The 25,971-nt window shown below is 41.8% G+C and carries 29 protein-coding genes; 9 read left to right on the forward strand and 20 right to left on the reverse strand.

Going from position 1 to position 25,971, the window contains the following annotated elements; genetic code table 11:
• Positions 1–98 precede the first annotated feature (98 nt).
• Genes MK127_06660 through MK127_06675 form a run of 4 tightly spaced genes read left to right on the forward strand, consistent with a single transcriptional unit; the run spans position 99 to position 2,527 of the window.
• Complete coding sequence (locus MK127_06660; GenBank protein ID MCH2532472.1) at positions 99–284, forward strand: hypothetical protein; 186 nt, start codon at positions 99–101, stop codon at positions 282–284.
• A gap of 47 nt (positions 285–331) precedes the next feature.
• Complete coding sequence (locus tag MK127_06665) at positions 332–1,114, forward strand: 3-oxoacyl-ACP reductase FabG (protein MCH2532473.1); 783 nt, start codon at positions 332–334, stop codon at positions 1,112–1,114.
• A gap of 23 nt (positions 1,115–1,137) precedes the next feature.
• Positions 1,138–1,857, forward strand: coding sequence for a 3-oxoacid CoA-transferase subunit A (locus MK127_06670; protein ID MCH2532474.1), 720 nt, complete (start codon positions 1,138–1,140; stop codon positions 1,855–1,857).
• Entirely contained in the window at positions 1,811–2,527 is a 717-nt protein-coding gene (locus MK127_06675) for a 3-oxoacid CoA-transferase subunit B (protein ID MCH2532475.1), read from the forward strand. The genes MK127_06670 and MK127_06675 overlap by 47 nt, the downstream gene beginning before the upstream one ends.
• Positions 2,528–2,542: 15 nt before the next feature.
• Here the strand turns inward: MK127_06675 and MK127_06680 are convergent, their stop codons facing one another.
• Positions 2,543–3,193 (reverse strand): dienelactone hydrolase family protein, encoded by a 651-nt coding sequence (locus MK127_06680; protein MCH2532476.1) that lies wholly within the window; start codon positions 3,191–3,193, stop codon positions 2,543–2,545.
• Positions 3,194–3,251: 58 nt separating this feature from the next.
• Here MK127_06680 and MK127_06685 point away from each other — a divergent pair, with 58 nt between their 5' ends.
• Positions 3,252–3,974, forward strand: coding sequence for a metal-dependent transcriptional regulator (locus MK127_06685; protein MCH2532477.1), 723 nt, complete (start codon positions 3,252–3,254; stop codon positions 3,972–3,974).
• Here the strand turns inward: MK127_06685 and MK127_06690 are convergent.
• Genes MK127_06690 through cofG form a run of 6 tightly spaced genes read right to left on the reverse strand, consistent with a single transcriptional unit; the run spans position 3,971 to position 9,480 of the window.
• Positions 3,971–4,345, reverse strand: coding sequence for a methionine-R-sulfoxide reductase (locus MK127_06690; protein ID MCH2532478.1), 375 nt, complete (start codon positions 4,343–4,345; stop codon positions 3,971–3,973). The genes MK127_06685 and MK127_06690 overlap by 4 nt on opposite strands.
• A gap of 8 nt (positions 4,346–4,353) precedes the next feature.
• Positions 4,354–5,325, reverse strand: a complete 972-nt coding sequence (locus tag MK127_06695) for an LLM class flavin-dependent oxidoreductase (GenBank protein MCH2532479.1) — start codon at positions 5,323–5,325, stop codon at positions 4,354–4,356.
• The gene (gene cofC / locus MK127_06700) at positions 5,318–5,974 is read right to left on the reverse strand and encodes a 2-phospho-L-lactate guanylyltransferase (GenBank protein MCH2532480.1); all 657 of its coding nucleotides are present in this window, start codon (positions 5,972–5,974) and stop codon (positions 5,318–5,320) included. The genes MK127_06695 and cofC overlap by 8 nt, the downstream gene beginning before the upstream one ends.
• An 18-nt stretch (positions 5,975–5,992) precedes the next feature.
• A complete protein-coding gene (cofD, locus tag MK127_06705) occupies positions 5,993–6,931 on the reverse strand; it encodes a 2-phospho-L-lactate transferase (protein MCH2532481.1) in 939 nt (312 codons plus the stop codon).
• 15 nt (positions 6,932–6,946) lie between these two features.
• Positions 6,947–8,230: a 5-amino-6-(D-ribitylamino)uracil--L-tyrosine 4-hydroxyphenyl transferase CofH gene (gene cofH / locus MK127_06710; GenBank protein ID MCH2532482.1), complete on the reverse strand. Its 1,284-nt coding sequence runs from the start codon at positions 8,228–8,230 to the stop codon at positions 6,947–6,949.
• A 53-nt stretch (positions 8,231–8,283) separates the two neighbouring features.
• Positions 8,284–9,480, reverse strand: coding sequence for a 7,8-didemethyl-8-hydroxy-5-deazariboflavin synthase CofG (gene cofG / locus MK127_06715; GenBank protein MCH2532483.1), 1,197 nt, complete (start codon positions 9,478–9,480; stop codon positions 8,284–8,286).
• A gap of 98 nt (positions 9,481–9,578) precedes the next feature.
• Between cofG and MK127_06720 the strand changes: the two genes are divergently transcribed.
• Both MK127_06720 and MK127_06725 read left to right on the forward strand, forming a co-directional pair.
• Positions 9,579–9,941, forward strand: coding sequence for a hypothetical protein (locus MK127_06720; protein MCH2532484.1), 363 nt, complete (start codon positions 9,579–9,581; stop codon positions 9,939–9,941).
• A 66-nt stretch (positions 9,942–10,007) separates the two neighbouring features.
• Positions 10,008–11,078: an amidohydrolase gene (locus tag MK127_06725; protein ID MCH2532485.1), complete on the forward strand. Its 1,071-nt coding sequence runs from the start codon at positions 10,008–10,010 to the stop codon at positions 11,076–11,078.
• Between the two features lie 19 nt (positions 11,079–11,097).
• Here the strand turns inward: MK127_06725 and MK127_06730 are convergent, their stop codons facing one another.
• The 8 genes from MK127_06730 to MK127_06765 form a co-directional block, all read right to left on the reverse strand.
• Positions 11,098–12,336: a Rieske 2Fe-2S domain-containing protein gene (locus MK127_06730; GenBank protein ID MCH2532486.1), complete on the reverse strand. Its 1,239-nt coding sequence runs from the start codon at positions 12,334–12,336 to the stop codon at positions 11,098–11,100.
• Between the two features lie 21 nt (positions 12,337–12,357).
• A complete protein-coding gene (locus MK127_06735) occupies positions 12,358–12,777 on the reverse strand; it encodes a cupin domain-containing protein (protein MCH2532487.1) in 420 nt (139 codons plus the stop codon).
• A 4-nt stretch (positions 12,778–12,781) separates the two neighbouring features.
• Entirely contained in the window at positions 12,782–14,566 is a 1,785-nt protein-coding gene (locus MK127_06740) for a thiamine pyrophosphate-dependent enzyme (protein ID MCH2532488.1), read from the reverse strand.
• Positions 14,567–14,586: 20 nt separating this feature from the next.
• Complete coding sequence (locus tag MK127_06745) at positions 14,587–15,645, reverse strand: hypothetical protein (GenBank protein ID MCH2532489.1); 1,059 nt, start codon at positions 15,643–15,645, stop codon at positions 14,587–14,589.
• Between the two features lie 61 nt (positions 15,646–15,706).
• Positions 15,707–16,090, reverse strand: a complete 384-nt coding sequence (locus MK127_06750) for a hypothetical protein (GenBank protein MCH2532490.1) — start codon at positions 16,088–16,090, stop codon at positions 15,707–15,709.
• Positions 16,091–16,110: 20 nt separating this feature from the next.
• Complete coding sequence (locus MK127_06755) at positions 16,111–17,253, reverse strand: ABC transporter permease (GenBank protein ID MCH2532491.1); 1,143 nt, start codon at positions 17,251–17,253, stop codon at positions 16,111–16,113.
• Between the two features lie 59 nt (positions 17,254–17,312).
• On the reverse strand, positions 17,313–18,020 hold the full coding sequence (locus tag MK127_06760) for an ABC transporter ATP-binding protein (protein MCH2532492.1): 708 nt from the start codon (positions 18,018–18,020) through the stop codon (positions 17,313–17,315).
• An 8-nt stretch (positions 18,021–18,028) separates the two neighbouring features.
• Complete coding sequence (locus MK127_06765; GenBank protein ID MCH2532493.1) at positions 18,029–19,951, reverse strand: efflux RND transporter periplasmic adaptor subunit; 1,923 nt, start codon at positions 19,949–19,951, stop codon at positions 18,029–18,031.
• A gap of 63 nt (positions 19,952–20,014) precedes the next feature.
• Here MK127_06765 and MK127_06770 point away from each other — a divergent pair, with 63 nt between their 5' ends.
• Positions 20,015–20,332, forward strand: a complete 318-nt coding sequence (locus tag MK127_06770) for a hypothetical protein (protein MCH2532494.1) — start codon at positions 20,015–20,017, stop codon at positions 20,330–20,332.
• Between the two features lie 51 nt (positions 20,333–20,383).
• Here MK127_06770 and MK127_06775 read toward each other — a convergent pair whose 3' ends face one another.
• Genes MK127_06775 through MK127_06790 form a run of 4 tightly spaced genes read right to left on the reverse strand, consistent with a single transcriptional unit; the run spans position 20,384 to position 24,609 of the window.
• Positions 20,384–21,712: an amidohydrolase gene (locus tag MK127_06775; protein MCH2532495.1), complete on the reverse strand. Its 1,329-nt coding sequence runs from the start codon at positions 21,710–21,712 to the stop codon at positions 20,384–20,386.
• 8 nt (positions 21,713–21,720) lie between these two features.
• Positions 21,721–22,941: an MFS transporter gene (locus MK127_06780; GenBank protein MCH2532496.1), complete on the reverse strand. Its 1,221-nt coding sequence runs from the start codon at positions 22,939–22,941 to the stop codon at positions 21,721–21,723.
• Positions 22,942–24,159: an MFS transporter gene (locus MK127_06785; protein MCH2532497.1), complete on the reverse strand. Its 1,218-nt coding sequence runs from the start codon at positions 24,157–24,159 to the stop codon at positions 22,942–22,944.
• A 15-nt stretch (positions 24,160–24,174) separates the two neighbouring features.
• A complete protein-coding gene (locus tag MK127_06790; GenBank protein ID MCH2532498.1) occupies positions 24,175–24,609 on the reverse strand; it encodes a pyridoxamine 5'-phosphate oxidase family protein in 435 nt (144 codons plus the stop codon).
• A gap of 122 nt (positions 24,610–24,731) precedes the next feature.
• Here MK127_06790 and MK127_06795 point away from each other — a divergent pair, with 122 nt between their 5' ends.
• Entirely contained in the window at positions 24,732–25,571 is an 840-nt protein-coding gene (locus MK127_06795) for a PhnD/SsuA/transferrin family substrate-binding protein (GenBank protein ID MCH2532499.1), read from the forward strand.
• A gap of 21 nt (positions 25,572–25,592) precedes the next feature.
• Here the strand turns inward: MK127_06795 and MK127_06800 are convergent.
• Positions 25,593–25,971 (reverse strand): hypothetical protein (locus MK127_06800; protein ID MCH2532500.1); only part of this gene is annotated, 379 nt, incomplete at its 5' end.

Below are 25,971 nucleotides of genomic sequence, written 5' to 3' on the forward strand. Positions count from 1 at the left end.
CAATTACCAACACTTTATTATCTGAATATTATTGCCGCCCAAATTTCCATGTAGTAGCGTAATATATGGATGTAAGAATTTTCATGGAGTTGAAATCAATGTCCCTTTTAAACGCTTCTCCGAATAACGCTCGTTCGATTTACACTTTTCTCATTGTATTAGGGATTGTTGCTGCATTACTTGGTACTTGGAACATGGGGCGAATTTCATACGAGTATTACCTACATTTAAAGGATGTTGAATCACATCAATTAACCGGCTCCTCGAGTGACTCGCATCACTAGCACCGCTACACTCTATGTGTTCGCTGATGCGGTAAATATGTGTATTTTTGTACGAACTGGTTCAGGAAGCTATGGGCGATCAGCTTAAAAATCGAATAGCTATCGTAACCGGGGGTAGCCAAGGCATTGGAAAAGCAATCAGCACTAGCCTTGCCAATGCCGGAGCCACGGTTATTATTGCTAATATTCCATCCAAGCGTTCTGATGTCGAACAACTGGTATCTGACTTGAATGGCTCTGGCTTCCAAGCATTTGGGCATGAATTGGATGTTACCAATGTTCAAGATATTCATCGTGCCTTTGAAGAAATTGTTAGCACCCATAAAAAGATTGATATTTTAATAAACAACGCCGGTATACGGGCTTCATCCAGCGTACTAGAAGCTACGGAGGATTTATGGGACGCGGTTCAAGCTGTAAATCTTAAAGGTGTCTTCTTTGCATCACAGGCTGCCGCCAAGTACATGATTCGCCAAAACCATGGACGCATTATCAACATAGCTTCACAACTCGCAGTCACAGCTGCTCCCAATCGCTCAATCTATATTGCATCTAAAGGCGGCGTCATAGCAATGACTAAATCAATGGCACTTGAATGGGCGTCAAATGGAATAACTGTAAACGCTATAGGGCCAGGCCCTACAAATACTCCAATGACTTCTACACCTGATCCGAATAGAAGTGATGCCGATTTTCTAAAAAGATCACCTATAGGTCGAAGGCTTGAGCCAGAAGAAATTGCTGAAGCTGCAGTATTTCTAGCAAGTGATGATGCAAAGGCAATCAATGGGCATCATTTACTAGTTGATGCGGGCTGGAGTATCGGCTAGTAGCAAAGTCGATTTTTTTGTAAATGAAAGAAAAAGTATTCACTAATTTCGATAAAATTATTGCCGATATCCCTAATGGTAGCGTGATAATGATTTCAGGATTTGCCGGCCCAGGCACTCCTAGGAATTTAATTAATGCCTTAGCAAAAACAACCATTAAGGACTTAACTATTGTTTGTAATACCCCTGGGCGATGGGGCGATAGCAGAATGGATGCCGGCGCGCTAATACTTAATGGCCAAGTGTCTAAAGTCCTAACCGCTTTTACTTCTTCTCCTCATCCTTCTATCACATCTCCTTTCAATGACTTGTACCAGAAAGGAAAAATTGAAGCAGAATTAATAGCCCAAGGCACTCTCGCTGAGCGAATACGAGCTGCAGGCGCAGGAATACCAGCTTTTTATACGCCGACAGGCGTAGGTACTGAAATTGCCGTAGGGAAAGAAACTCGCTTTTTTGGAAGCCAAGAATATGTTATGGAAACCGCCCTCTGCGCTGACTATGCACTCATACGTTCTCGATATTCAGACGTCATGGGAAATACTCAATTCCACAGAACCCAAAGAAATTTTGGCCCCATTATGGCAAAGGCTGCCAAAACCACAATTATCGAAGTCGATGAGCCCATTCTAAATGCAGGTGAAATTGATCCTGACTTTGTTCATTTGCCAGGAATATTCGTGGATAGAGTAATCCATGTCGGAAAAGACGGGATTGCAGAAAGGCCGCCAGGAAATGAGTGAAAAGCGACCTTTAACTAGGCAAGAAATGGCAAATCGAATCGCAATGGAATTCCAAGATGGGAATGTCGTTAATCTTGGAATAGGCATACCGACTTTATGCTCAAATTATGTGCACCATAATAAAACTATTTTCTATCAATCTGAAAATGGACTGGTTAATTATGGACCTATTGCATTCCCAGGAGAAGAAAATCCTGAATTAGTCAACGCAGGCGGGCAATACGTTATAGAACTCCCTGGCATGGCTATTTTGGATCATGCAGATTCTTTTGGGTTAATTCGATCGGGGTATGTAGACATTACTGTACTAGGAGCATATGAAGTTGCCTCCAACGGTGACTTTGCTAATTGGAAACTTGCTAACGCTAAGGGAGGCAGCATTGGAGGTGCAATGGACCTTGCAGTAGGTGCAAAAAAAGTATTTCTTATACTTGAGCATACTACTAAAGAGGGGCAATCAAGACTAGTCGAGAAATGTACACTTCCAGTGACTGCTGTGGGTGTAGTAGGTTTAGTAGCAACTAATCTGGGCCTCTTCCAAATATCCGAGAACGGATTCGAGCTTATAGAAATTGCGCCCGGCTACACTATCAATGACGTCCAAGATCAAACCGAAGCAAATTTACTTATTTCTCCTAACCTGAAGTCTTTCTGCACACAGCTTGATTAGCGTTATCTGAAAACTTTACGAAGCAAAAACGGAGTTGAGAAAATCCGTAATAAGTGATACTCCTCTAATATCGATGCTATGGCCTAAATCAGGAAGTATATGTAATTCAGATTTAATCCCCACTTCCTGAAGAAAAGCAGCAGCTTGTTTAGAATTAGAACAATCCACAACCAAATCATTTGCTCCATGAATTAACACTGAAGGTGGAAAACTTTCCATTTCCGTTGCCAATGTATCCCCAGTGATCAAAGCCCCACTAATACAGACTATGCCTCCAAGTTGTTCCTTTCGCCTAGGGCCTAAGTGCATAGCCATCATGGATCCTTGAGAAAAACCGATTACGACACAGCGATCAGATCTTAAGCCATGGAACAGCAGCAACTGATCTATATACTGATTTATTAAATTTTCTGACTCCTTAATTTCCGTAATTTCACCTGAATTTAAATCGTTTATATCAAACCATTGAAACCCCAGGCCTCCAAGCTTATAAGGAGTAGGAGCGTCTGGAGAATAAAATGCGGTATTAGGAAATTGTCCCATTAAAAAGTCTGCAAGGCTGATCAAATCATTCCCGTCAGCGCCAAGTCCATGTAAAAAAACCACTATTGAGTCAACGGGGACTCCATTATTAGGTAACTTAAAATTTCCACTTAGTTTATTCATTGCCACATTTATTGCAGAAATTTTGTAGGAAGTACATTAAATCATGCATAATAGGGATATGTCAGAACCATTACAAAAGAATCAGTCACCGAGAATAACCCAAACAGCTGAAAATTACCTGCTTTCCATTGCCGTACTTCACGAAGATGGTGTGAATCCACATATCAGTGAATTAGCGGCCTATCTACGCCGGATACCAAAGGGCGAAGAAGTAGGCACAACATTAGCCTCAGTATCAGGAATGATCCAGCGTATGACAAAGGACGGCCTTTTAGAGATCACGAAGGATAAGCGTATTTTGCTAAGCCCAATGGGGATGAATTATGCAAAAAATGTTGTACGACGGCACCGTCTTTCCGAACGACTATTGGTTGATCTGCTAGATATACCCTTAGAGAGAGCGGAATCAGAAGCGCATAGTTTAGAACACGGAATTTCAGAAGAATTACTTTCAAAAATAGAGGAAAAACTCAATTTCCCTGAAACTTGCCCCTATGGTAGGCCAATTTACCGGCCTGAAGACATGGAAATTTCTACAACTGATGCAAACTCCATCAAATTAAGTGACGCTGTACAGGGAGACACCTACTCCATCGTTCGAATACCGGACGAAGATTACCCGCTACTCTCGTTCTTGGTTAGTAATAAAATCCTGCCAGGGCAGCAAATTCGGGTTGAGGAAAGAGCTGTCTATCGAGGGGTCATTGACATAACCCATAGTGAATCTAGCTTGTCTTTGGGAATGGATGTTGCAGGTCGTATCAGGGTAAGAGCAATCTAGTCAACTAAATCACTTTTAGCCTCAACAAAACGTATCGATAAAGAATTCACACAGTGCCGAGCATTAGTCTCAGTGAAGCCTTCCCCTAAAAAAACATGCCCCAAGTGACCGTCACAATTGCTACAAGTTATTTCAATTCTAAAGCCATCTGGGTCAGGTAACATTCGAACTGAATCTTCAATCTCTCGGTCGAATGCAGGCCATCCACATCCTGCATCAAATTTATAAGTGGATTGAAAAAGCTTTGCATTGCATCGCCTACAAATATAAGTACCATCTTTGTAAAAATTATCGTATTCACCAGTAAAAGGGCGCTCAGTCCCTTTATTTAAAATCACGAAGGCTTCCTCGTTCGTCAGGTCGTTATACATTTCAAACCTCAATCCTTAAATTCTGGTAATACCTGTTTTGCAAACCTATCCCATTGTTCATTTTGATTCCATGAGGCAAAGCGAATGATAACCGTATCTGCTCCAGCATCTGAGTACTCTTTAATTCTAGAAACAATATCTTGGGCTTTCCCCCAGGGGCCCCATGAGTTACCCCAATGATTAACATTGTAGTAGCTCATGAGAAAATCACGTGCCTCAGCCTCGCCAAAGGCTACATCGTCGCATAAATTTACAGTCATATAATAGACGTGCTGGAAAGTATCTAGTGTTTTCTTTTGCGCCAAAACTGCCTGGTCAACCTTGGCGCATACGGTTTGAAATTCTTCGGGCGAGTCTGTTATCCCAATTATACCGTCACCATGTAACGCTGCTCGCAGTATCTGTGCATCAGAACCCGTTTTGTTATGTGTTGCCAATAGGACAGGAATTCCGTCGTTTCTAGCAGGCTTGGGATCTAACGTGACGTCTTGCAAAGAAAAATGACTGCCGCTGTATGAAACATGATCTTCGGTCCAAAGACGTTTCAGTATTTCTACTGTCTCAGTAAATCTTTTTGCTCTCTTTGATGGATCTACATCCACTGAAGTCCAGTCTTTTTTTTGATCTGCATTAAATGCTCCACCGACTCCTGCTCCTATTACTACTCTGCCTCTTGAAAGAATATCTAAAGTTGCCAATGAATGCGCAAGGGTAACTGGGTTTCTTAATGCCGGTAATAAAACAGAAGTTCCTAATTTCACGCTAGACGTTCTAGCGGCTAAATACGACAAAGCGGTGATAGGTTCAAATCTAGGTTTTGAGACTAGGCTATCCCCGACCCAAATTGAGTCAAGGCCAGAATTTTCTGCTTCCTCTGCTAGTCTGAGCATCAAATCAGGAGCGGGGACTGTATTATCCCTTTGGGAAGACATCACTATTCCACGAGTACCAATTAGCAATCCAATTTTGGGTTTAGCCATACAATTCCTTTTGCGATAAAAGCCACAATTCCCAGGATTTTAAATCTCGATCCCATCCATGAATATTACTTGATGCCCATTCGTAATCAACTTTATTATCCAGATCGAAACCTACTCCATCTCTTTCCACAACCGCAAATTTTTTTCCTAAAGATTTAATAAACTCCCGATGCTTATTGAAGCTGCCTAATCCCATCATCGGCTTAATTGCACCTTCAACAGGTTGAAAAAAAGCATTAGTCCCACCTTCGCTCGACGCTGGAGAGCAAACGTGGCTACAGTAGTTATCGCTCGCTCGAACAATTTCTAATATATCCTCAGCCATCAATAATGGTAGATCTGCAGGCAAAATTAGTGTAGCTGAAAACCCTTTTCTTTGAGCGTCACGAATCGCAACCCATAGTGAGTCATTCAAATTCGTTGCTGCATCTTTCTCTAATTCAAGTTGATGTTCCCGAACTATCTTCTCTATGATTTTATCTCCTCCTAAAACGGTACATGAGCTTGGGCCTAAGGCATCTTTTGAAGCCTTTATTACTTGGTTCAACATCATCAAAACAAGAGACTCACGAGTGTGGCTCTCTAGAACGGAAACAAGCCGACTCTTTGCTTTGTGCAAAGGTTTTATGGGGATAATTATCTGTAGCATAAGAAAAGTAACGTTGGATTACTTGTATTCGTCCAAGATTTTTAAGATTTCTTGCGCGAGAGCTACCTTCTCACTTTCAGAATTCATAATTGTTGGCAAAGCAATAGCAGAGATGCCTAAGGCCTCGATATCATCAATATCTTCCGCATCAGCCTCATCAATAATCAGCGTATCGCAAACTTTTTCGTACAACATAGCAAGTCCTCTGTTCGATGATTCCAGTCCCAATTCTTTCATCATTTTAGAGGCAGGACCGCGCACAGCATTTCCTCCAATAATTGGACTTACTGCAACCCTCGGACCATTAAAATTTTCTATCATGTTACGGATAGATTGGATTGCCAATATTGGTCCAATACTTAATAAAGGGTTAGAAGGGCAAAAAATAATTGCATCTGCCACATTGAAAAAGGAAATTAACCTGTCAGGAGGTACAGCAAGTTCAGTTCCTGCAAAACTTATTTCCTTTGTTATAGGTTCACACCTATTCTTCACAAAATATTCCTGGAATGAAAGCTCGCCAATATCCGTATGAAGCTTGGTTTGTATGCGACTGTCCGACATAGGGATAATTTGATGTTTGACGCCAAATTTAGAAGCGATAGCAGTAGTTATTTCTGACAATTTCATCCCTGATTGAAGAGATGCAGTCCTCCATATATGCAAACCAAGATCTTTATCACCGAGGTTAAACCACGTATCTGAGCCTAATTTACCCAAGACACTTAGAGCCTGAAATGTATCTCCTTCTAAACCCCATCCTTTGCTTTTATTAATTAAACCTGCCAACGAATAAGTCATAGTGTCAATATCAGGGGATATATAAAGTCCATGAAAAAATTCATCGTCTGCAGTATTAACTAAAATACATAAATTTTCTGGGGGCAATATTTTTGAGAGGCCTAATGCTAATTTTGATCCTCCTACACCTCCAGCTAATGCAACTATCTTAGGCATGATTTCTCAATTACCCTACTTCGTGCCAATAATTTCAGGTAAAGTCGGCCCCATGAGCGACGGTGAACGTTGGCCTTCATAGCGGAACTCCGCAAGCTTAACAAGTTCCAAATAGGAGCCAAATTTCTCTGGATTATTTGCAGCTAAATCCAGAGGCTCCGCTTCATCAGGCTCTTCCTCATAAACCTGTATTGGCTTATATAAAGTGTTACGTTGTACAGGGGTTTTCCCGATATCTCTAATTAATCTTCTTAATTCTGATGGAGGGATCAGTTGTCCGTACGCTGCGCCCGCAGCAGTTGAAATACTTTCATTAATCAACGTTCCACCTAAATCATTACACCCTGATTGCAGCAAAATTTGAGAAAGTTTTGGTCCTTCCTTAACCCAAGAGCATTGAATATTATCAATCCAGCCATTGAGCATTAAACGAGCGATTGCATGCATACGCACAACTTCTGCTCCGGTAGCACCTGGCCTCAGGTCATTATTCATTTTTTTTGCAAACATTGGTGCTTCTTCGTGTACAAAACTTAATGGGACAAACTCTGTAAACCCCCCTGTGGATTTTTGGATGTCTCGCAAAGTGGACAAATGCTGCGCACGATGATCGTTAGTTTCTATGTGCCCAAACATTATTGTACTTGTAGTAGGTATCCCTACTGAATGGGCAGATGTTATAACCTCAATCCATTGCTTAACTGTTATACGACCAGGCGCAATTTTATCCCTGATTGGTTGCACAAGTATCTCTGCTGAAGTACCCGGAAGCGAGCCAACTCCGGCATCTTTTAATCTAATTAAATATTCTTTTATAGAACATTTAGAGCGTATCGCTCCATACATAACTTCTTCAGGAGAAAAGCCATGAATATGCAAATCTGGGAAATCATTTTTGATCGATGCCGCTAAGTCCGAGTACAAAGATCCATCCATTTTTGGTGGCAAGCCTGCTTGGATGCATACCTCAGAGGCTCCTAATTCAACAGCCTCTTGGACTCTACGAAGAATTTCATTTAAAGGAAGAAAATATCCTTCTTCCTGCCTGAAATCTCTGCTAAAAGCACAAAATCCGCACCTTTTGATACAGACGTTAGTGAAATTAATATTCCTATTTATTACATATGTAACTTGGTCTCCATTTACTGATCCGCGTATCTCATCAGCTGTCATCATCAGAGCTGAAAGCGCAGGGCCTTCTGCTTCGAATAGCCTAGATCCTTCAGGAATTGAAATCTCTTTACCAGTAAGTGCGTTATCTAAAATACGTGCTATATCCAAAGGTATTTTGCTAAGCATTGTTTCTGTGCTTAACCGAAGATTGGGGAAATCTCCATCCGAGGGAATATTTACTAACATATTTCCATTTCCTTTTTTATATAGCCTTCTTCATCAATAAGTTGTTTGATTCTCTGATGCATAGGCCCTGATCTACTATACCGCGAGTTAAAAATGTACTCAGGATAAAGAGCCGTACGTTCTCGTAGAGTAAATTCAGCTCGTGAGGTAATTTCTCTTAATTCGTTTATTTGAGGCCATGCGGCTTCCGGATTAATAAAATCTATTGTCAGAGGAGATACTCCGCCCCAGTCGTTAATACCGCAATCTAAATATGATCCATAATCTTTCAGGTTTAAATTAGGAGGAGCTTGGATATTCATTTCAGGCCCTAAAATTAAACGAGCTACCGCCAGTGTCTTCAGCATATCTACAGTATCTGGTTCGACTGATTTGCCCATACGAGTAGATTTTTTTGCACGGAAATTTTGAATTATGACTTCCTGAATATTGCCCAGTCTTTTCTGTGTATCTCTTATTAGAATTAAGGAATCTATTCTTTCCAATAGAGTTTCTCCGATACCTAACAAAATTCCCGTAGTCATTGCCATGCCGATTTTAGAGGCAACTTCGATGGTATTAATTCTCATACCAGGATCTTTAGAAGATGTTTGATAATGAGCTTCACCGAAGTCGTGCAATCTAAGGCTAGTACTTTCAAGCATGATACCCATGCTGGCGTTCCATTCTGCGATTGGAGCCATTTCATCTTCGCTTAATATGCCGCAATTTGTATGTGGGAGAAGCCCTGTTTCTTCAAAGACTAATTTTGACATTGCTGCAACATATTGTGGAGTAGAGGCAAAACCCATTTGATTAAGAGTCTCAAGCATCTCGGGGTGTCGATATTCTGGATGATCACCTAAGCTAATAAGCGCTTCTTTACATCCTAAATCTGCAGCTTTGCTTGCAATTGAAACTACTTCAGTGGCAGACATAGTGTGTGCGCCTTTTTGGTTAGGACCTTTGACAAAAATACAATATCCGCAACGGTCTCTACACAAATTTGTTAAAGGGAGAAAAACTTTCGGCGAAAAAGTAACCTGTCGTTTAGGCCTTGAAGAATCATTTACCTTAGTAGCAAGCTCTAATAAAAGATGAAGTTCATCGTTTTTACACGATATAAGCCTAAGTAATTCATCACGAGTGAACGAGTAATCAGTTACTACACGTGAAACAATAGGGTAAATTGAGTCCAGATCCTGAGACACACTCGCTCCTCTCTACGTGGGATTTCCATGCAGGATGAGACACGATGGGTCTCGACAAACAGATATTACTATCATTAACCAAACAATCAAATATGGTGATGAAAATTAATTTTGCAATATTTCTCAAATTTATAGCTTTAAGCATCCTAGGATATTCGTGCCTCTCGTCTATCAAATATTTATCTGGAGAAATAAACGATACTTCAACGCTTCTTTGGGTTCTAACAACAATGGTTATCCCATGGTTCACTGGCTTAATCTTTCCTGTAAGTCTTCATGTATTTACTCAACGCATAATGGGGGTATTAATCGGGGCATTTACGGCGATAATTCCAATTTTCTTTACTGGAATCAATTTAGTTCCCGAGGCTCAATTTTTTCCGCTAATGGGTGTCATGGGTGGAATAAATGGGTATATCTGCCTACCTGTTGGACAAAGCCTTAAAAAAACAAAAAAATAGAATAAATATTGACGACCGCTCTTGTACCCGCTAGCCTCAATTTAAATAAGGGTACGGGGGGAACCTATGACCAGCATTCTTTCAGCTTCAAATCAGGTTATTGATCTATCTGGCGAAGTCTTAATTTCGGCTGATTCGCACGTAATGGAAGAACCTGACCTTTGGGATTTAAATCTACCAGATAGCTTGAAAAGTGATGTTCCGTCGTTCCCTCCTAGACCCAAGACTGGTACCGCAATGGCTGACCAGCGACCAGGAGGTTATGACCCTAAGGAAAGAATCGCTGAAATGGAAACTGACGGAGTATCAGCTGAGGTTCTATACCCTACTTTGGGCCTTAGGCTTTTTAGCCTCGATAGTCCAGAGGCGCAAGAGGCGTGCTTTCGAATATATAACGATTGGCTGATCAATTATTGCGCTACTTCTCCAAAACGACTAGTCGGTATCCCTTGTATTTCTACCTACAACATAGACAACGCTATACGGGAATTACATAGAACCCATGAAGCAGGTCTATATGGCGCATTAGTATGGCAAGTCCCGCATCCTGATATCCCTTTCACGGGGGAGCATTATGATCGGTTTTGGGCTGCTGCTCAAGAATTAAACGTACCAATACATCTGCATATCCTAACTGGATTTGATTATAGTTCTGAATCAAATTTTGCTTCGCGGCAAGCTGATCCATTATTAGGTCATCGTGGCTCCGTAAATTTAAAATTACAAAGCGTTACGAACTCACTTTTCGATTTGATTTTCACTGGTGTTTTTGAAAGATTCCCAAAGCTAAAAGCTGTCATAGTAGAAAGCGAAATTGGATGGATACCTTTTGTTTTGCAGCAATGGGATTATTACTACAAAAGATTCCTCGGTCAAAGAATTGTTCCGATAACGATGCCACCAAGTGAGTATTTTTATAGAAATATATTTGCAACTTTCTTCAATGATGCGGTCGGAGGTCAATTGCTCTCGTGGTGGGGGCAAGATAATTGCATGTGGTCTACAGATTACCCACATCCAAATTCACCGTGGCCAAACTCCCGAAAAGTTCTTGAAGAAAATTTAGGGCACTTGCCGTTAGAAACTCTAAGAAAACTAGTTAATACAAACGTACGAAAAATTTATCCGATTGGGTAAATGCAGAGCCATGAATCGGTTAGATTTCAGGAATTATCCCACGAGTAATTTCTTCATGTTGTAGAGTGCTTGAGGCTTTAGCCCGAAATGACCTCACTCTGTATTTGTCACCCCGATTGATAATGACTGGGATCGTCCCTTCCATTAGGTCAACGGCTGCTTGCATTAATTTCTTTCGCGCATTTTCTACTGCAGCATCATTTGAACTAAGCATTTCATGAGTTCGATCAACAATTGATCCCATGCTTTCCTGACATGCTATTGCCATTTCAAATGAAGTCGAAAATCTAGATGCAAATTCGTTGGTCCGCTGCTGGTTGGGAGCTAGGAAACCATTGCTTCGATTGAGCTCTCGCTTATAAGAATTTTTCATTAATTTTGGATGGATCCGCTTACCTTGCCTTATTTCCGTAAGCAATTTTTTACTTAAAGGTTTCCGAGGACTATAAGTTACTGGAAATGCCATTGTATTTTCATTATCTACAGGAACCCATGCCACTCCTTCATAGATGCCCGTCCTATCAACGACTGAAGTTGTGTAGAACGGCATCATCCATTGGGTAATATGTAACGCGGCATTACTCTTTTCTGACTCCAAACCTGTTCCCACTAACAATCCATATTCAGTACTTTGAATCTTTACATCATGCGCAACTTCTTCACCCATGGGATCTTCAGGGCCAATTGCACCAGATTCTTTCAAGGCTTGAACACGAGCTGCGTCCAACCCACCTTCCATGGCCTGCATGTAATTACATTCAACCAAAAAACGAGAGAGAAATCGATGCTCTTGAGGTACGCGGGTCCATTCAAACTCTGGAAGCTCAGGAGTATTTTTTGCAGACCCGATATAAGCCCATAGAAGCCCGCCATATTCAACTAACTTATGAGCTGAGGCTTTTACTTCATTCCAAATTGGACTGTCATCAGGTTCCAGAGGCAAGTCCAAAATATTTCCTTCAACATCAAATTTCCAATAGCAACGTGCACAACGAATTCCGCCTTCCTCGACAACACCAAATGCAAGATCTGCCCCTCTGTGAGGGCAGCCAGCATCAAGCAGGCCTAATCGACCATCGGAATCTCGAAACGCGACTAAATATTCTCCGAGGGCACGAACTCGAATCGGAGGCGAGTCCGGTACCGGCAATTCATCACTTAACAGCACAGGAAACCAAAAGCATCTAAACAAATCTCCCATTGGTGATCCAGCTTGGACCAGAGTTAGTAAATCGTTGTCTTCTTTTGATAGTGCCATTTTATTATTATAAAGGAGGAGTTACTTGCCGGGACCGGATCCTACTAAATCTTCCCCAGAAAGATGTTCAACAGTCACCCCCGTCTCAGCAAAAGTGCGAGTTACTGTTGTCGTTGCATAAATCCACATTATTTTCATTGTCCCTTTTCCGGTATTGCGAAAACAATGGACAATATTTTTTGGGATAAATGTTGTGTCCCATAATTTGACAGATCTCACAATGCCATCTATCTCACACTCTCCTGATCCTTGAAGAACAGTAACCATCTCTTCCACATTATGAGAATGCAAAGGTACTTCCAATCCTTCGGGGAAACTACTAATTCCAGCTGTAAAAGAGTCAGTCCCATCCATTTTGCCAACCAATGGAAATGATTCGGCTCCATTCCCACGTGATACAGGGATTTGCTTTGCAAAATCTATAAATTTTACTTCTGCCATAGTATTACCTATCTCCTAACTCTGTTATGACATCTACAACGGCGAGCTTGCCATTGTTAATAACTTCGCTTACAGCCCGCTCCAAAGCGCTTCGAAGTTGCGAGGGGTCGTCAATTGGGCCTTCTGCCCATGCTCCAAAAGACCTAGCCATTGCAGCAAAATCTACGTAAGGATCATCAATATCTATCCCTATGTTCTTATTCTCATCTGGTCTACCTCTTACTTCCGCCATCAGTCCCTGGTGACCTAAATCATTGCCATAGGTACGATTGTTGTACATTACCACTAGCATGGGGATTTTATGATGCACGCCAGTCCAAACAGCAGAGGGAGTAAAGAGGAAGTCACCATCAGATTGAATATTTATTGTCAGTCGATTTTTCCCCTTATTCGCTAACGCAACTCCTAAGGCATGGCCAAATCCCATACCCAGGCCGCCTCCCCCTCTCGAATCGATCACTTGATATGGCTCTTTATAGTCCCATAACCTTTCCGTCCATCCTCGCAAATTCCCATTACCTAAAACCCAATCTTTATCTTTAATTACTTCCCAAAGCTCTGAGGCAAGAAATGGTAATGCTATTGGAGATTCCGCAGATCTATTTTTAACGATTTCTCTGAAAGACTCATGCGATAAATTATGCATTGATTCGATAATTTGAAAGCGTTCATGAAATTCACCAGAGCGATCAACCCCATCATCTAAACGCCTTTCAACCAATTCGACCATTAATGGAAGTGCGACTTTAATATCAGCTTGAACCGAAAGTGATGTTGGGTATAAGCCTCCATAATCGTGAGTCCAACTCCTTATGGAAAGTTGGCGCAATGAGATATCAATCAAGCTCGCGTCTGGTTTAAGCAAGTGTTCTAGGCTTCTTGACCGATAATCCTGACCAGTAAGAGATTGCTGTAAATCGTAAACATCTAGGGCAAGAACCACATCGGCTTCTTGAAGCAATTGCTTCTTTGAGTAAGTCGCATTCAATGGGTGATTAGTCGGGAAATTATATAAATCTCCTCCTGAAATAACTGGTATTGATAGCAATTCTGCCAATTTAATCAGGCTTTTTGCAGCTTCGGGAGCTTTCCCTATAAAGTCAGCCAAGACTACTGGATTTTTAGCTGAAACTAATAAATTTACAGCTTCTTCCATCGCATTCAAATCAGCTTGGAAGTTAGTAGGCTTAGGGAATGAAGAAACGTTTGGAAGTTCGATTGGCTCGTCAATTTTTTCTTCCTGCGTAGCAACATCAAAGCAAATATATACAGGGCCTTCTGGTGCACTAGAGGTAATATGATAACCTCGGATAAGCGATTCAATAGATGAGCCCACACTAGCAGGCTGATCGTCCCATTTTACAAAGTCACGTATAGCATTTCCTTGAACATTTGCTGTATGTATCCAGTCAATCCAAGGCCTTCGGCCATCTGCAGCCATCGGGCCTGTACCACCCAACACCAGCATACTTGAACGATTAGCCCATGCATTGTAAATCGCCATGCTTGCATGTAGCAGGCCTACAACATTGTGAACGTATGCCGCCATTGGTTTGCCTGCGGCTTTACCGTATCCATGCGCGATTGCAACTGCGATTTCTTCATGAGTGCAAAGGATCATTTCCGGGTTTTTATTACCCAAGAAATTAACTATAGAGTCATGTACTCCACGGAATGTTGCGCCTGGATTAAGAGCTACATATTCAATCCCTAAATCACGCAAAACCTCGACTATTACATCTGAACCCCATTCAGCTTTACTAAATCGAACATCATCTTGTGATTCCATGTAGATTTACCTCTGAAATGCTAAATTGCAGAACGCCCTTCAAAACGTTCGCGCCATCTAGGGATAACTTCTTTGTTAAACACGTGCTCTGGAATTTGACCTTTCAAAGCCTTTAATACGTCTTCAGTCGCCCATTCAATACCAGGGCCAATTCCAGCACCATAATTATGGGCTGCAACATGAGCAGATAATAAAACTCTATCGTCCATTTTTCTCAAAGGACTATCCATCGGTAGAGGCTCCACTTCAAATACGTCAAGCCCAGCACCTGCTATGACTTCGTTTTCCAAAGCTCTAATTAAGGCAGGCTCATCTACAGCGGGACCACGAGAAGTATTCAAAAAGACTGCACTAGGCTTCATTAATCCAAATTCCCTATCGCTCATCATATGATATGTCTCTGTATTCAAAACCACATGAAGGGAGACAACGTCTGATTCCATAAGCAACGTTTCCAAATCCACTCGCTGTACATTGGCGTGTATAAATCTATCAATTGGTTGATATGGGTCATAGGCAATAATACGCACTCTCCATGGTGCTAACATCTGAGCAAAACGACCACCAATTCGTCCAAGTCCAATAATACCTATGGTCAAGCCTGGATACCCATCTTCTCTGCTTCCAATATGCGTAGCAGTAAGTTCTGGAGTCCTCCAATCCGTGCTTGTCTTAAGTGCATGATCTCGCTGCCTAACTTTTTTGAGCATCGTAAGCATTTGGGTCATGGTTGTTTCAACAACTCCTCCCCAATTTGCTTCCGTCGGAGCATGCGTGACAATGATCCCCAAATCTGTTGCCGCATTCACATCTATTTCGTCAACACCAATTGAATATTTTGCAACGATACGCAAGTGCTCCGAAGCTGACATTACGGAGCGGTCGATTTTACCGCCTTTGATTGAGGTACCTACCAAAGCATCAGCCTCGTTAGCCATGCTAGCCAATTCATCGGTTGTATTCCCTGTTGGGTCGGACCACGAAGCTTTTCCTAAGACAACTTCACAGCCAATTTCTTCAAATTTCTTATAACTTTGTTCGTCTCCTGGGGCAAAGACTACTACCTTTGGTGCTGCCATATATCCTCCGTATAGGCGTCATTATGCGACACAATGCGCACAAAGCAAAGATTGGTGAGAATTATGAACGATTGCGCCCGCGGCGATTTTGGTTTTCTGCTGAACCTCGCGAATTATCCCTAGATGAAGCTCGGAACTCTTCAGCAATTTGTGGATTCTCGCGCAATAAAGACTGTAGTTCTGATCGAAGCTTTGCTTGATCACCGTCAGCATCATCGATAGCTGTGCGAATTTTCGCAGCAAATTCCGGATTATTTTCTGCTATCTGCTCAAGCCTAGCCTCAATATTTCCTCGAGCTGGTACATTGGCGTTGCCAGTTTCATCAAGTTCAGGCTCAATATTTTGTTGCTGAACTTGGCTAGTGTCTTTGAAAATCTCAGCAGTGCCCCAGCCAAAAGCCAGTCCTGCAAATAACATAATTAATGCTGCTATTAAAAATCGCATCTATCTTCACCTTACCTTAATCATTCGTAACGAAGAGCTTCTATTGGATGAAGCTTGGCTGCTCTACTTGCGGGGTAAATACCGAAAAATAATCCAATAGCTGCAGATACAACAAGCGCAAGAACTGCTATATCTCCACTTAGTACGGTAGATACCTGAGTCCCCGCCAAAGGTAAGCCATTTAATAATTGAGAGGCCAATACCCCAAATGCAACACCGAGCAAACCGCCCACTAAGCTAATGAGCACCGCTTCAATGACAAACTGGGATAATATGTCCCGACGAGTGGCTCCCATTGCTTTACGAATACCAATTTCTTTAGTGCGTTCAGTTACAGATACAAGCATGATATTCATTATTCCAATACCACCGACAATCAATGAGATGCCTGCTACTGCTCCCAGAAAAATAGTCAAAGTCGCCGTAGTTTCTGCAAGAGTGTCGATGACTGCCTGTTGACTAGCAACCGTAAAATCGTCTTCGTCAATGACCCTATGGCGAAGTCTTAAAATCGTAGTGACTTCCTCTGCTGCTATCCCAATGAGTCCTTCCGTCGCCTTGACATTAATTGTGGTTACTGGGATATCTCCCTTTAAATTCAAGTTTCGAATAACTTTGTGATGAGCCGTTGAAATAGGGATTAGAAGCCTGTTGTCTTCGTTGCCTAAAGCACTTGCACCTTTACTTGCCAAAACCCCTACCACACTAAATGGAATCCTGCTGATCAGAATTTCAGAGCCAATTGGTTCCCGTACACCAAATAAATCTTCTTTGGCCTGCGACCCCAGGACCACGACATTGTTTTTCCCCAAAACATGCGCAGGTGAAATAAATTCTCCTGATGCAATTGTAAAATTTCGTATTTCTGCGAAATCCGAAGTAACCCCAAAAATTGGTACGTTATGCTCTTGTTCGCCAAACACAGCAACTGTATTAGATTGGACTTCAGGCGCAACTTTTAGAACGGAAGGAGCGAATACAGGATCAGCTAATGCTAATGCATCATCTAACGTTATTTCTCCTCCATTTACAGAGCGAACAAACAATAAATTAGTCCCTAAAGATTCAATCCTTGAAGTTATCGATTCTTGAGCACCTTTGCCAACTGACATCAGCGCAATTACAGCCGAGACGCCAATAATGATGCCTAGTAAAGTAAGCATCGTCCGTAGCCTATTGCTACCAATCGAGGACCATGCGGTCTTTATTAGCGATACAAATGTCACTTTTCACCCTCGGCCGATAAGATCACTTGGCGCTCTACAGGTGCATCTTGAACAATTCTCCCGTCACTAAACGAAATTATTCGCTGTGTATACAAAGCTACGTCATTTTCATGTGTAACTATGATGACAGTAAGCCCCATCTCTTTGTTAAGCCTTTGAAGTATTGCCATTATTTCTGTGCTCGATCGTGTGTCTAGTGCACCTGTAGGCTCATCTGCTAAAAGCATTACCGGTTCTTTAACTAAGGCTCTTGCTATAGCTACTCTCTGTTGTTCTCCCCCGGATAATTCCATAGGTCTATGCGAGTACCGATGACCAAGACCCACAGAGTCTAATGCTGCCATTGAACGATCTTTCACATACGAAGATTTTCTATACAAAAGTGCGAGCTCGACATTTGACAATGCACTGAGGCGTGGCAATAAGTTGTAGTTCTGGAAAACAAAACCTATTTTAGAACCACGCAATGATGCTAAAGAATCGTCATTCAAACCGCTAATTTCTTCACCGTCCAGAGAGTATGTGCCCTCTGTAGGAACATCTAAACATCCAATTATATTGAGAAGAGTAGATTTGCCAGAACCAGATGCGCCCATAATGGAAACCATCTCCCCTCTTTCAACAGATAAATCTACTCCGTTTAGCGCAGGAACTTGTAAAGTTCCAAGCGTATACGATTTCCTGAGGTTACTAATCTCAATAATTCCCAAGATCAATTCCCTCTGTTGCCGGAGCCGCCACCGCGGTTACTACCTCGGCTACTACCTCGACCAATCAAGCCTCTAAACCCGCTTGATTGAGTATTTGCAGATGCTGGTTCAGGCATAATTACCCTGTCTCCTTCAGTTATGCCTCGCTCAATTATTACCCAAAAATCATCACTGGGACCTAGGCGCACAGGTCTTTCCAAAATACTATTTCCTACCATCACTCTCACAGTAGGTGCTACAAAGCTTCCTGATATAGAAGAAGTTGGAACAATCAGTACGTCTCGGTACTCTTCCAACACGATATCAACCGTTGCCGTAAGTCCTTCTCGAACAACAATATTTGATGGCACAGTCATTTGAATTTCAACGGGAAAGGTCACTAGGTTGTTTTGACCGTTAGATGCGGTTCCAATGCGTTTAATAGAACCATCAAATTGACGTTCTGGTAATGAGGTCATCGAAATGACTACAGGCATACCAGACTTTAATGGCAGGACATCAATTTCATCGACAGAGCCATGGATTTCTACAACTGATGTATCTACTAATTCGATATATGTATTTGCTTGATTCGATCGATCACCCGAGTTCATTGAAACCAGATCAACGGTTCCTGAAAATGGTGCCACTAAGTTGGTATTTTCAAGTTGAGTAGAAAAATCAATAAGTGCTTTTTCTTCGTAATTTAACTTCGCACGAAGAAGGGCTAGGTCAAAGTTATCAGGCTCAGCTTCAATTTCAATTAATTTACGTTTTGCATCCTCAAAATTTGCAGAAGCCAATTTGACATCCGCATCTGCTTTCGCCAGTTCCAATGGCTCTAGAATCAATAGAGCATCAAGAGCTTCTATTGCTTTCGCATGTTCTTTTCTGGCTTTGTCTACTGCTTGCTGGGATTTCACGATATTTTTTGAAGTTGATAAATTAATAGAATCTAGTTCCTCAACAGCGTCACTTACCTGCTCCCACGCGTCATCAAATTCCTTGCTCGCACATACTCCTTGAAAAGGAGCTCCATCGGGGCAAATACCTTTTACTAAGCCTGGGTAAAGAGACAACCATGAATACACGGTGACTTCATTCCAGGGCGTCAATGGGTCATCAATTGGTGTAGAGTTTGAGCTTGTATTACTTAAAACATCTCTATTTTCAAATAATTGATTCAAATTAATTTGGTAATTATCAAGTAGGGTAGTAGGGTTCAGGGTTAATTCTGGCTTAGTTAATTCAATCCCAAGCCATCTCCTGAAAGTATCTAAATATTGCGTTCGATTAGTTTCCAATACTTCTTTTGCATTAATTATTTTGGCCTCAGCATCATTCTCGACAGACGCTAATTCCACAATAGAATTTTGGTGCACTTGTTCTAATCGAGCTGCATCCAATCGAGCATCAGTTATTTCCTGCTTATCTTTTACTTTTAATTCTGCCAACGTGTCTTGCTTTTGCTTGAGTAAGAGCTCTGTGCGCGCGACAGCTTCAAGTGATTTTGCGTATTGCAATACATCAGGGTCATCAAGAGCTATTTGCAAGGCATCTTTTGCATCACTGACTTTAACTGCAGAGTCAGCAATAGATTTCTCAATCTCGACACGTGTCATTACGTCAATATCTGCAAGTTTTTGCCCTAATTTTACAAAATCACCTTCTTCTACAAAAACATTTGCAACATCCCCCGTTATATCAAAAGATAGCTCCTCTCTTATTGGAAAAACTACGCTACCGCTAACTGATACATAGTCACGCAAATCGCCTAAGCGTGCAGTGATTAACTGCTCATCTTCAGCTAATAGTGAACCAGGGTTATTATTCCCATCCGAATAATAAAAATACGAAACTAAAGCAGCTCCACTAAATATCAAAAGTAAAACTATGAGCTGCCAAGCACGGAACGAGGCTAACTTTAATTGTGTAAATTCTATCATTTAATTACCAACTAATTAGATTAAAGTTATTATAGAATCGCACAAATCCCAAGAGGTGAACATATGGCCAACGAAAATACGCAAAACACGTTTGATACCGGACGGTTAGCAGTACTACTGATTGCTCCGTTTGCTTCTATCTCGTTTTCATTACTATCAATTATTTCTGGGCTCCTACCTGATGGAGATACGATAGATATGGTGCAGGGAACGTTATTGTTTTTCAGCGGATTGTCGGGCTTTATGTCCCTAGTTATAGGCATGACTATTCTGATAACTCAACTTGTGCGGAATAACCTGAATGCAAGGAACGTTGCCTATTTTATAGGCGCCTGGTTTATTTCAGTTTTGGTGTTTATTTTTGCCACCACACTAATGTGAAGAAGGTTTATCGATGGCCCACAATCTGCGTGCCATCGATAATGATTGATATCAAACTAATCCATCGTAGATATAATTTCGGTTAAATCCTCTTTGCAATGAGAGGTATGCTTCCTTATCAAGAGTCGGTTTGAATTCCTTCATTATTGATGATGCTTGAGCTGGATTTGAAAGCAGATCAAAAGCAGTCAACGCCATTGCGGCTGCTGGGTCTACGACAGCAGCCTGATAATCATCTACTATGAAATCTGCTCCATGCACAGTCCCGGAACATCCAGCAGCGTAAGGTTGGATCGTAGGGATAATATGAGTCAAATCCCCCATATCCGTAGAGCTGCCACGAGGGGCACCCCGTTTCACGTTATTTACACCTACAATTGTTTCGGCGTTTTGCCGATAGATATCAAAGAAATTTTCATTAACCAGCATAGGTAGGTATGCTGAAAAAGTTGTTAACTCCACTTTAGCCCCCACTGCGAGAGCTCCTGCCTTTAGGGCACGCTCCACCTTAAAATCTGCGTCTGCTATAGCCTCCAAAGTACGCCCTCTAACAAACATTTCCATGCGTACATTAGCTGGTACTGCATTCACTACATCTCCACCGTGAGTGATTATTGGGTGCACTCTAATGCTATCCGAGTCTTGAAAGGTCTCACGATTTGCGTTAATTGCAGATATTGCAATTTGTGCCGCCTGAAGCGCATTTACTCCTTTATGAGGAGAACTCCCTGCATGTGCCTGCACACCTATAAACCTTGCTTCCTTAGCAATAGCTCCATTGTTTATTGAGCCATAAGCTATTTTCCCTTCAGATACGTTTGAACTCGAGTGTGTAAGCATCGCCATATCAATATCATCAAAAACGCCGAGCCTCACTAGTTCAGCCTTACCCCCCATGAATTCAAGTTCGCCTTTTCTCACTAGCGATTGTCTATACTCAAGTTCTATATATTCCTCTGCCGGTACGGCCAAGAAACATACGTCTCCATGCAGGTATTCTCTGATGTCAGGGTCAGAAAGAGCCCCAGCAACAGCAAGCATTGAGCCAATTTGAGTATGATGCCCACAAGCGTGGGCAAAATTATTGTTTGGGTCTGCGTATGGGTGTCCAGGTACTATTAATGAATCTAATTCGCCCATAATTGCAATCCGTGGTCCCTTTTGCTTTCCTGCCAAGTCAGCCCGTGTTCCTGTTATTGCTAGTCCATCCTGATGAGGGAGTCCAAGATAATCGAAAAATTCGTGTACGAGATTAGCTGTACGAAATTCACGAAATCCAGTTTCGGGGTTTTTTAAAATATCCTGTGCAAGATCCACCACTTTTGAGGAATGGCGAGCAATAATTTGAAGGATATGCTTTCTTATTGTTTCTTCTTTCATATTAATAATTACTCTTTACTACCTAGCGCATCATTGACGCTATATGCGCGGAATGCCATTACAAAAATAGTCAAAGCAACGAGAATAACTGCTGCACCTAACCCATAGGACCAGCTGAAGCCTAAATTAGCAACCATCGGAAGCGCGAAAATCGGACCGATACCCGAACCAGCATCAGAAAAAGTTGCATACCTCCCTAAGATTTTCATCCTGTGCTTTGGCGGTGCGACAACTGCAATTGAAGCATTTAAGGATACTAATAGTCCTGTGCTGGAGAAAAATATAAGCGTAAACGAAGGAATAACTACCCATACGATAGGCAATATTGCAACAGTAGTTAAAGCTATTCCAATAATGGATAAGGATCCTATTATCACCACATGACGGCCAATCCGATCCGAAATGTATCCTGAAATAGGGCCTAGCGTTAAATCCCCGAACCAGCGAATCGACACAAGTAATCCGCTGAGGGTTCCTACTCCAACTACAAATCCCAAAATCACTGCCTCTTCGCCCACGATCACACGAACTAAATAGCCTGCTGTTGAGACAACTAAGCCTGCAACAATCATCCAAGCCACAAATGCTACAAAGTATAAATTCCTTATAAACCACATTCGTGAAATTATTACGTTTGTGGTCTCTAAGTTCGCTTGTACGCTACTATCGGCCCCTAATTTTCCGGAGAATGAAACGAGAGGTAGCAATCCGAAAGCGAAAATGGTAATTATCCCTAAAACAAGAAAAGCATTCCCTGCTCCACTGTAATCAGCAATAAACCCGCCACCTATCACTGCTATGAGGCTGCCTCCGCGTGAAAAGCTTTGCAAAAACCCCATCAATTGACCTGTATTACCGCTCTTACTGTTCTCAATAACTGCAAGATAGCCACCCATCCGAATCAATGACCAAGCAATTCCCCAAACCCCGTGAGCGATAAATAAAGCCCAAAATCCCTTCGTAAGTCCATAACTCAAAGTAGTGATAGCGGCAAGGCCTATAGAGAAGGCAAAAGGTTTGAAGAAGCCAAATCGTTCATAAGCAGAGCTAGCCCATCCATTTGATAATATCCGGATAAAGCGATTTACCCCTAAAATAAGACCTGCACCAGTTGGTGTAACTGCAAAAACCTCAAGACGTGAAGGTAATAAAACGTAGAGTGCTGCATCACCCATCAGGCAAATGGATGTTATAAGTGCTACAAGAATTACAGGTCTTGGTGCACGCATTTAAGCTTTATCTCTATGCCATTTATTTGTAAGTATTGGGAAAAGTATCGGCATGAGCAATGCGAAGCCGAAAAACATTGCTGACGCAACCCAGAAAGAATCTTTCAATCCAATATTAGATGCTAAAAGCCCAAAGGCAGCCGGCACTATAATCTGAGCTATGCCCCAATATAACCCGACGTAAGCCATTGCAATGCCTCTCTCTTCCTGTGAACTATATGTAGCAGCAGTAAGAGGATACAAAGGACCTAATAGGCCATAAAGGGTACCGTGAGCCAGCATCAAAAGCCCCATGGCAATCAACGCTGTGCCACTAAATAAGAATAAAAGCATTACGATTCCCATAAAGAAAAGTGCTAGTACGTAGAGGTTTTTTTGCCCAGTCCTTGCAACAATTCTTCCAAAAATTATGCCTATTCCAACACTGCCAACTAACCCTGCAGTTCTGATAAACCCTACTAAAGTTTCACCATTACCAAGCTCTCTTAAATATGGGACTAGCAAAATTACAGGTATGGCCATAGCAGCCGATGCTACAAATGCTGTAAAACCCGCCATTACCATGCTTGGACTTTTCATCATCGAAGGAATCGGTGCTAGTACTTGCGTAAATCCACGCTGGTCTTGCTTCCTTGGAAGCAATGGCAACGCTAAAGAGCCAATAACACCACTAAGGCCTAGTACAGTTAGCATGCTCCAAGCCACCCCGTAGCCGAGTAGCTCGGCAACGAGTCCAGCAAACAACGCTCCAACCATTTCTCCAGAAGTCCTTGAGCTACTCATTCTGCCCAGTAGTATTCCTGCTTTAGAAGGGTTGATTCTACTGCAGTAAGATTGTGTGGCCGTCCAGTAAGTAGCTCGGGATATACCAAGCAATGTCTGGCCTAAAATGAGAGGCCAAAAAGTACTAGCTATCCCAATTATGGCTGCACCTAAAGCCATCGTTGCAAAACTGATTAAAAGGACCCAGCGTTCTCCAAATCTGTCAGAAAGAGCTCCTGCAATAAGTCTTAAAAATAATCCAAGTACAGCTTGAGATGCGACAATCATACCTAGTTCATCTAAATCAAAACCAAGGTGTAGTGCGTATAAGGGTACAAGTATAAGAGTGGCACCCAAGCCAATATGATATGTAAACCCTGCAAGGTAAATGAGAAAAGTAGCACGGAGTTCGTTCTGCGGACTTAAACCCTGGGGTATAGCCATACCATTAGACATAAAATGAAATCTCCATCAACGAGTTAAGCTTCCATATACTGAATCAGGTTTGACCGCAATAATTGTACGCTTTTCTTGACCCATTACTTGCCCAAATTCATCATCAGATTGGCTCGGGGTTCTTCCCATGGATATATAAACTTCTTTCAAGTGTTTTACATGGTTTTCGATATCAGCCTCTAAGTAATTTTCCGGCCAATGATAAATGGTAGCCGTACCTTCAATTGTTACGTAACGACGTGTATCAAGATTTATCACCGTAACTGTGGCACGTCCTGTTCTCTCTATATTTTTGACTTTGATCGTACGTCCTCTTGAAATCCAACAGAGCTCTCCATTAACCATGCCTGTCGTAACCACTGTAGATTGAGGCTTTCCTGTCTTATTCACTGTAGTAGCTACGGCTGTATGATTCTCAGTTAATAAAGGCATTGCTTCTGCTAGTTCCATATATTGCCACCCGAAAGTTTCTTGAAGGGATTGTATATTCTGAAATCAAATAGGTACATCGAATTTACGTATCAACACATTTACACGTGAATGTTCAATGTCTTATGTTGTAAAATCGCTTAGTGCGTATTACTACATGCCAAGCACCAAACAGTGATCACATCGTCCTTGGTCTCCATGAGTACCTTAAAGACCAATTGGGTAAACCACTTGAACTCGTGATAGATATGCCATGGCAAGACCGTGCAAAAATGCTCTATGACGGGGAAATAGATATCGCATGGATATGTGGGCTGCCATACACAAGGCATACTGATGCAGGTACCGCAGCATATGAATTGCTAGCAACACCTGCCCGCAATGCAAAACGCTACCTCAATAGACCAGTTTTTTTCTCTGATTTAGTAATACGTGCAGACAGTGACGCTCAAGTACTTACTGACCTACGGGGTGCTACTGTTGCATATAACGAGCCCGAGTCATTCTCAGGCTACACTGCACTACGTGCTCATATTGCGTCGATTGATGAGCACGAGTTGTTTGACAAGGTTTATGAAGCAGGCTCTCATGAAGAAGCATTGGAATTAATAAAAACTAGCGTCGTTGATGTAGCTGCCATTGATAGCACAGTACTTGAAATGCAAGAAGCAATAAACCCATCAAGTGTGAGAGGACTCAAAGTTCTTCGCTCTCTTGGACCATATCCTGGCCCTCCTCTTGTCATTAGTAAAAGATTACCGAAGAGCATTCGGGAAACGATTCGCACGGCAGTACTAAACATGCATAATAATTCTTTAGGTCGGCAATTATTAGAGCAAGGGATGCTTTCAAGGTTCATGGAAGTGAATGATAACGATTACGACATTATACGTAATTTAGACCAAGTCAGTCGCCAAGTAACAGATTGGAGCCACCGAACGCATATGAATAATCTACCATCATTGAATGAGTTGAGGGGGTAGGAAGAAATAATTAGTTCTGAGTTATTGCTTAGTCGGTGAATAACTTCCATCTGGAATGCGTGTTGGAAGTTTGAATCCATGATTGTTTAATAAGTCATATGCTTTAACATCACGAATTTTTAATTCTTCTTTTGTACAAATTGACCACTCTACATTGGGGCACTTGTTTGTGATTGATGGATCTAATGCTCCAATATTGGCAACAGTTATCCAATAAAAGTATTCGTGAACTTGGCATCCATAGGGACAATCAAAATATCTATACCAAGCTTCCGCTGGATAAACTTTAGGTGCTTCTTCGAAGTAACCTCCACGTGCAGCATCCACTGCTTCTGTAAGAAGGCTATCTCTGGGGTCATCGTACTTATCATTGAAATATTCAGGATAGACTCTGTACCAT

This window comes from Dehalococcoidia bacterium, from assembly GCA_022449765.1.
Classification (GTDB): Bacteria; Chloroflexota; Dehalococcoidia; order Lucifugimonadales; family Australimonadaceae; genus UBA2963.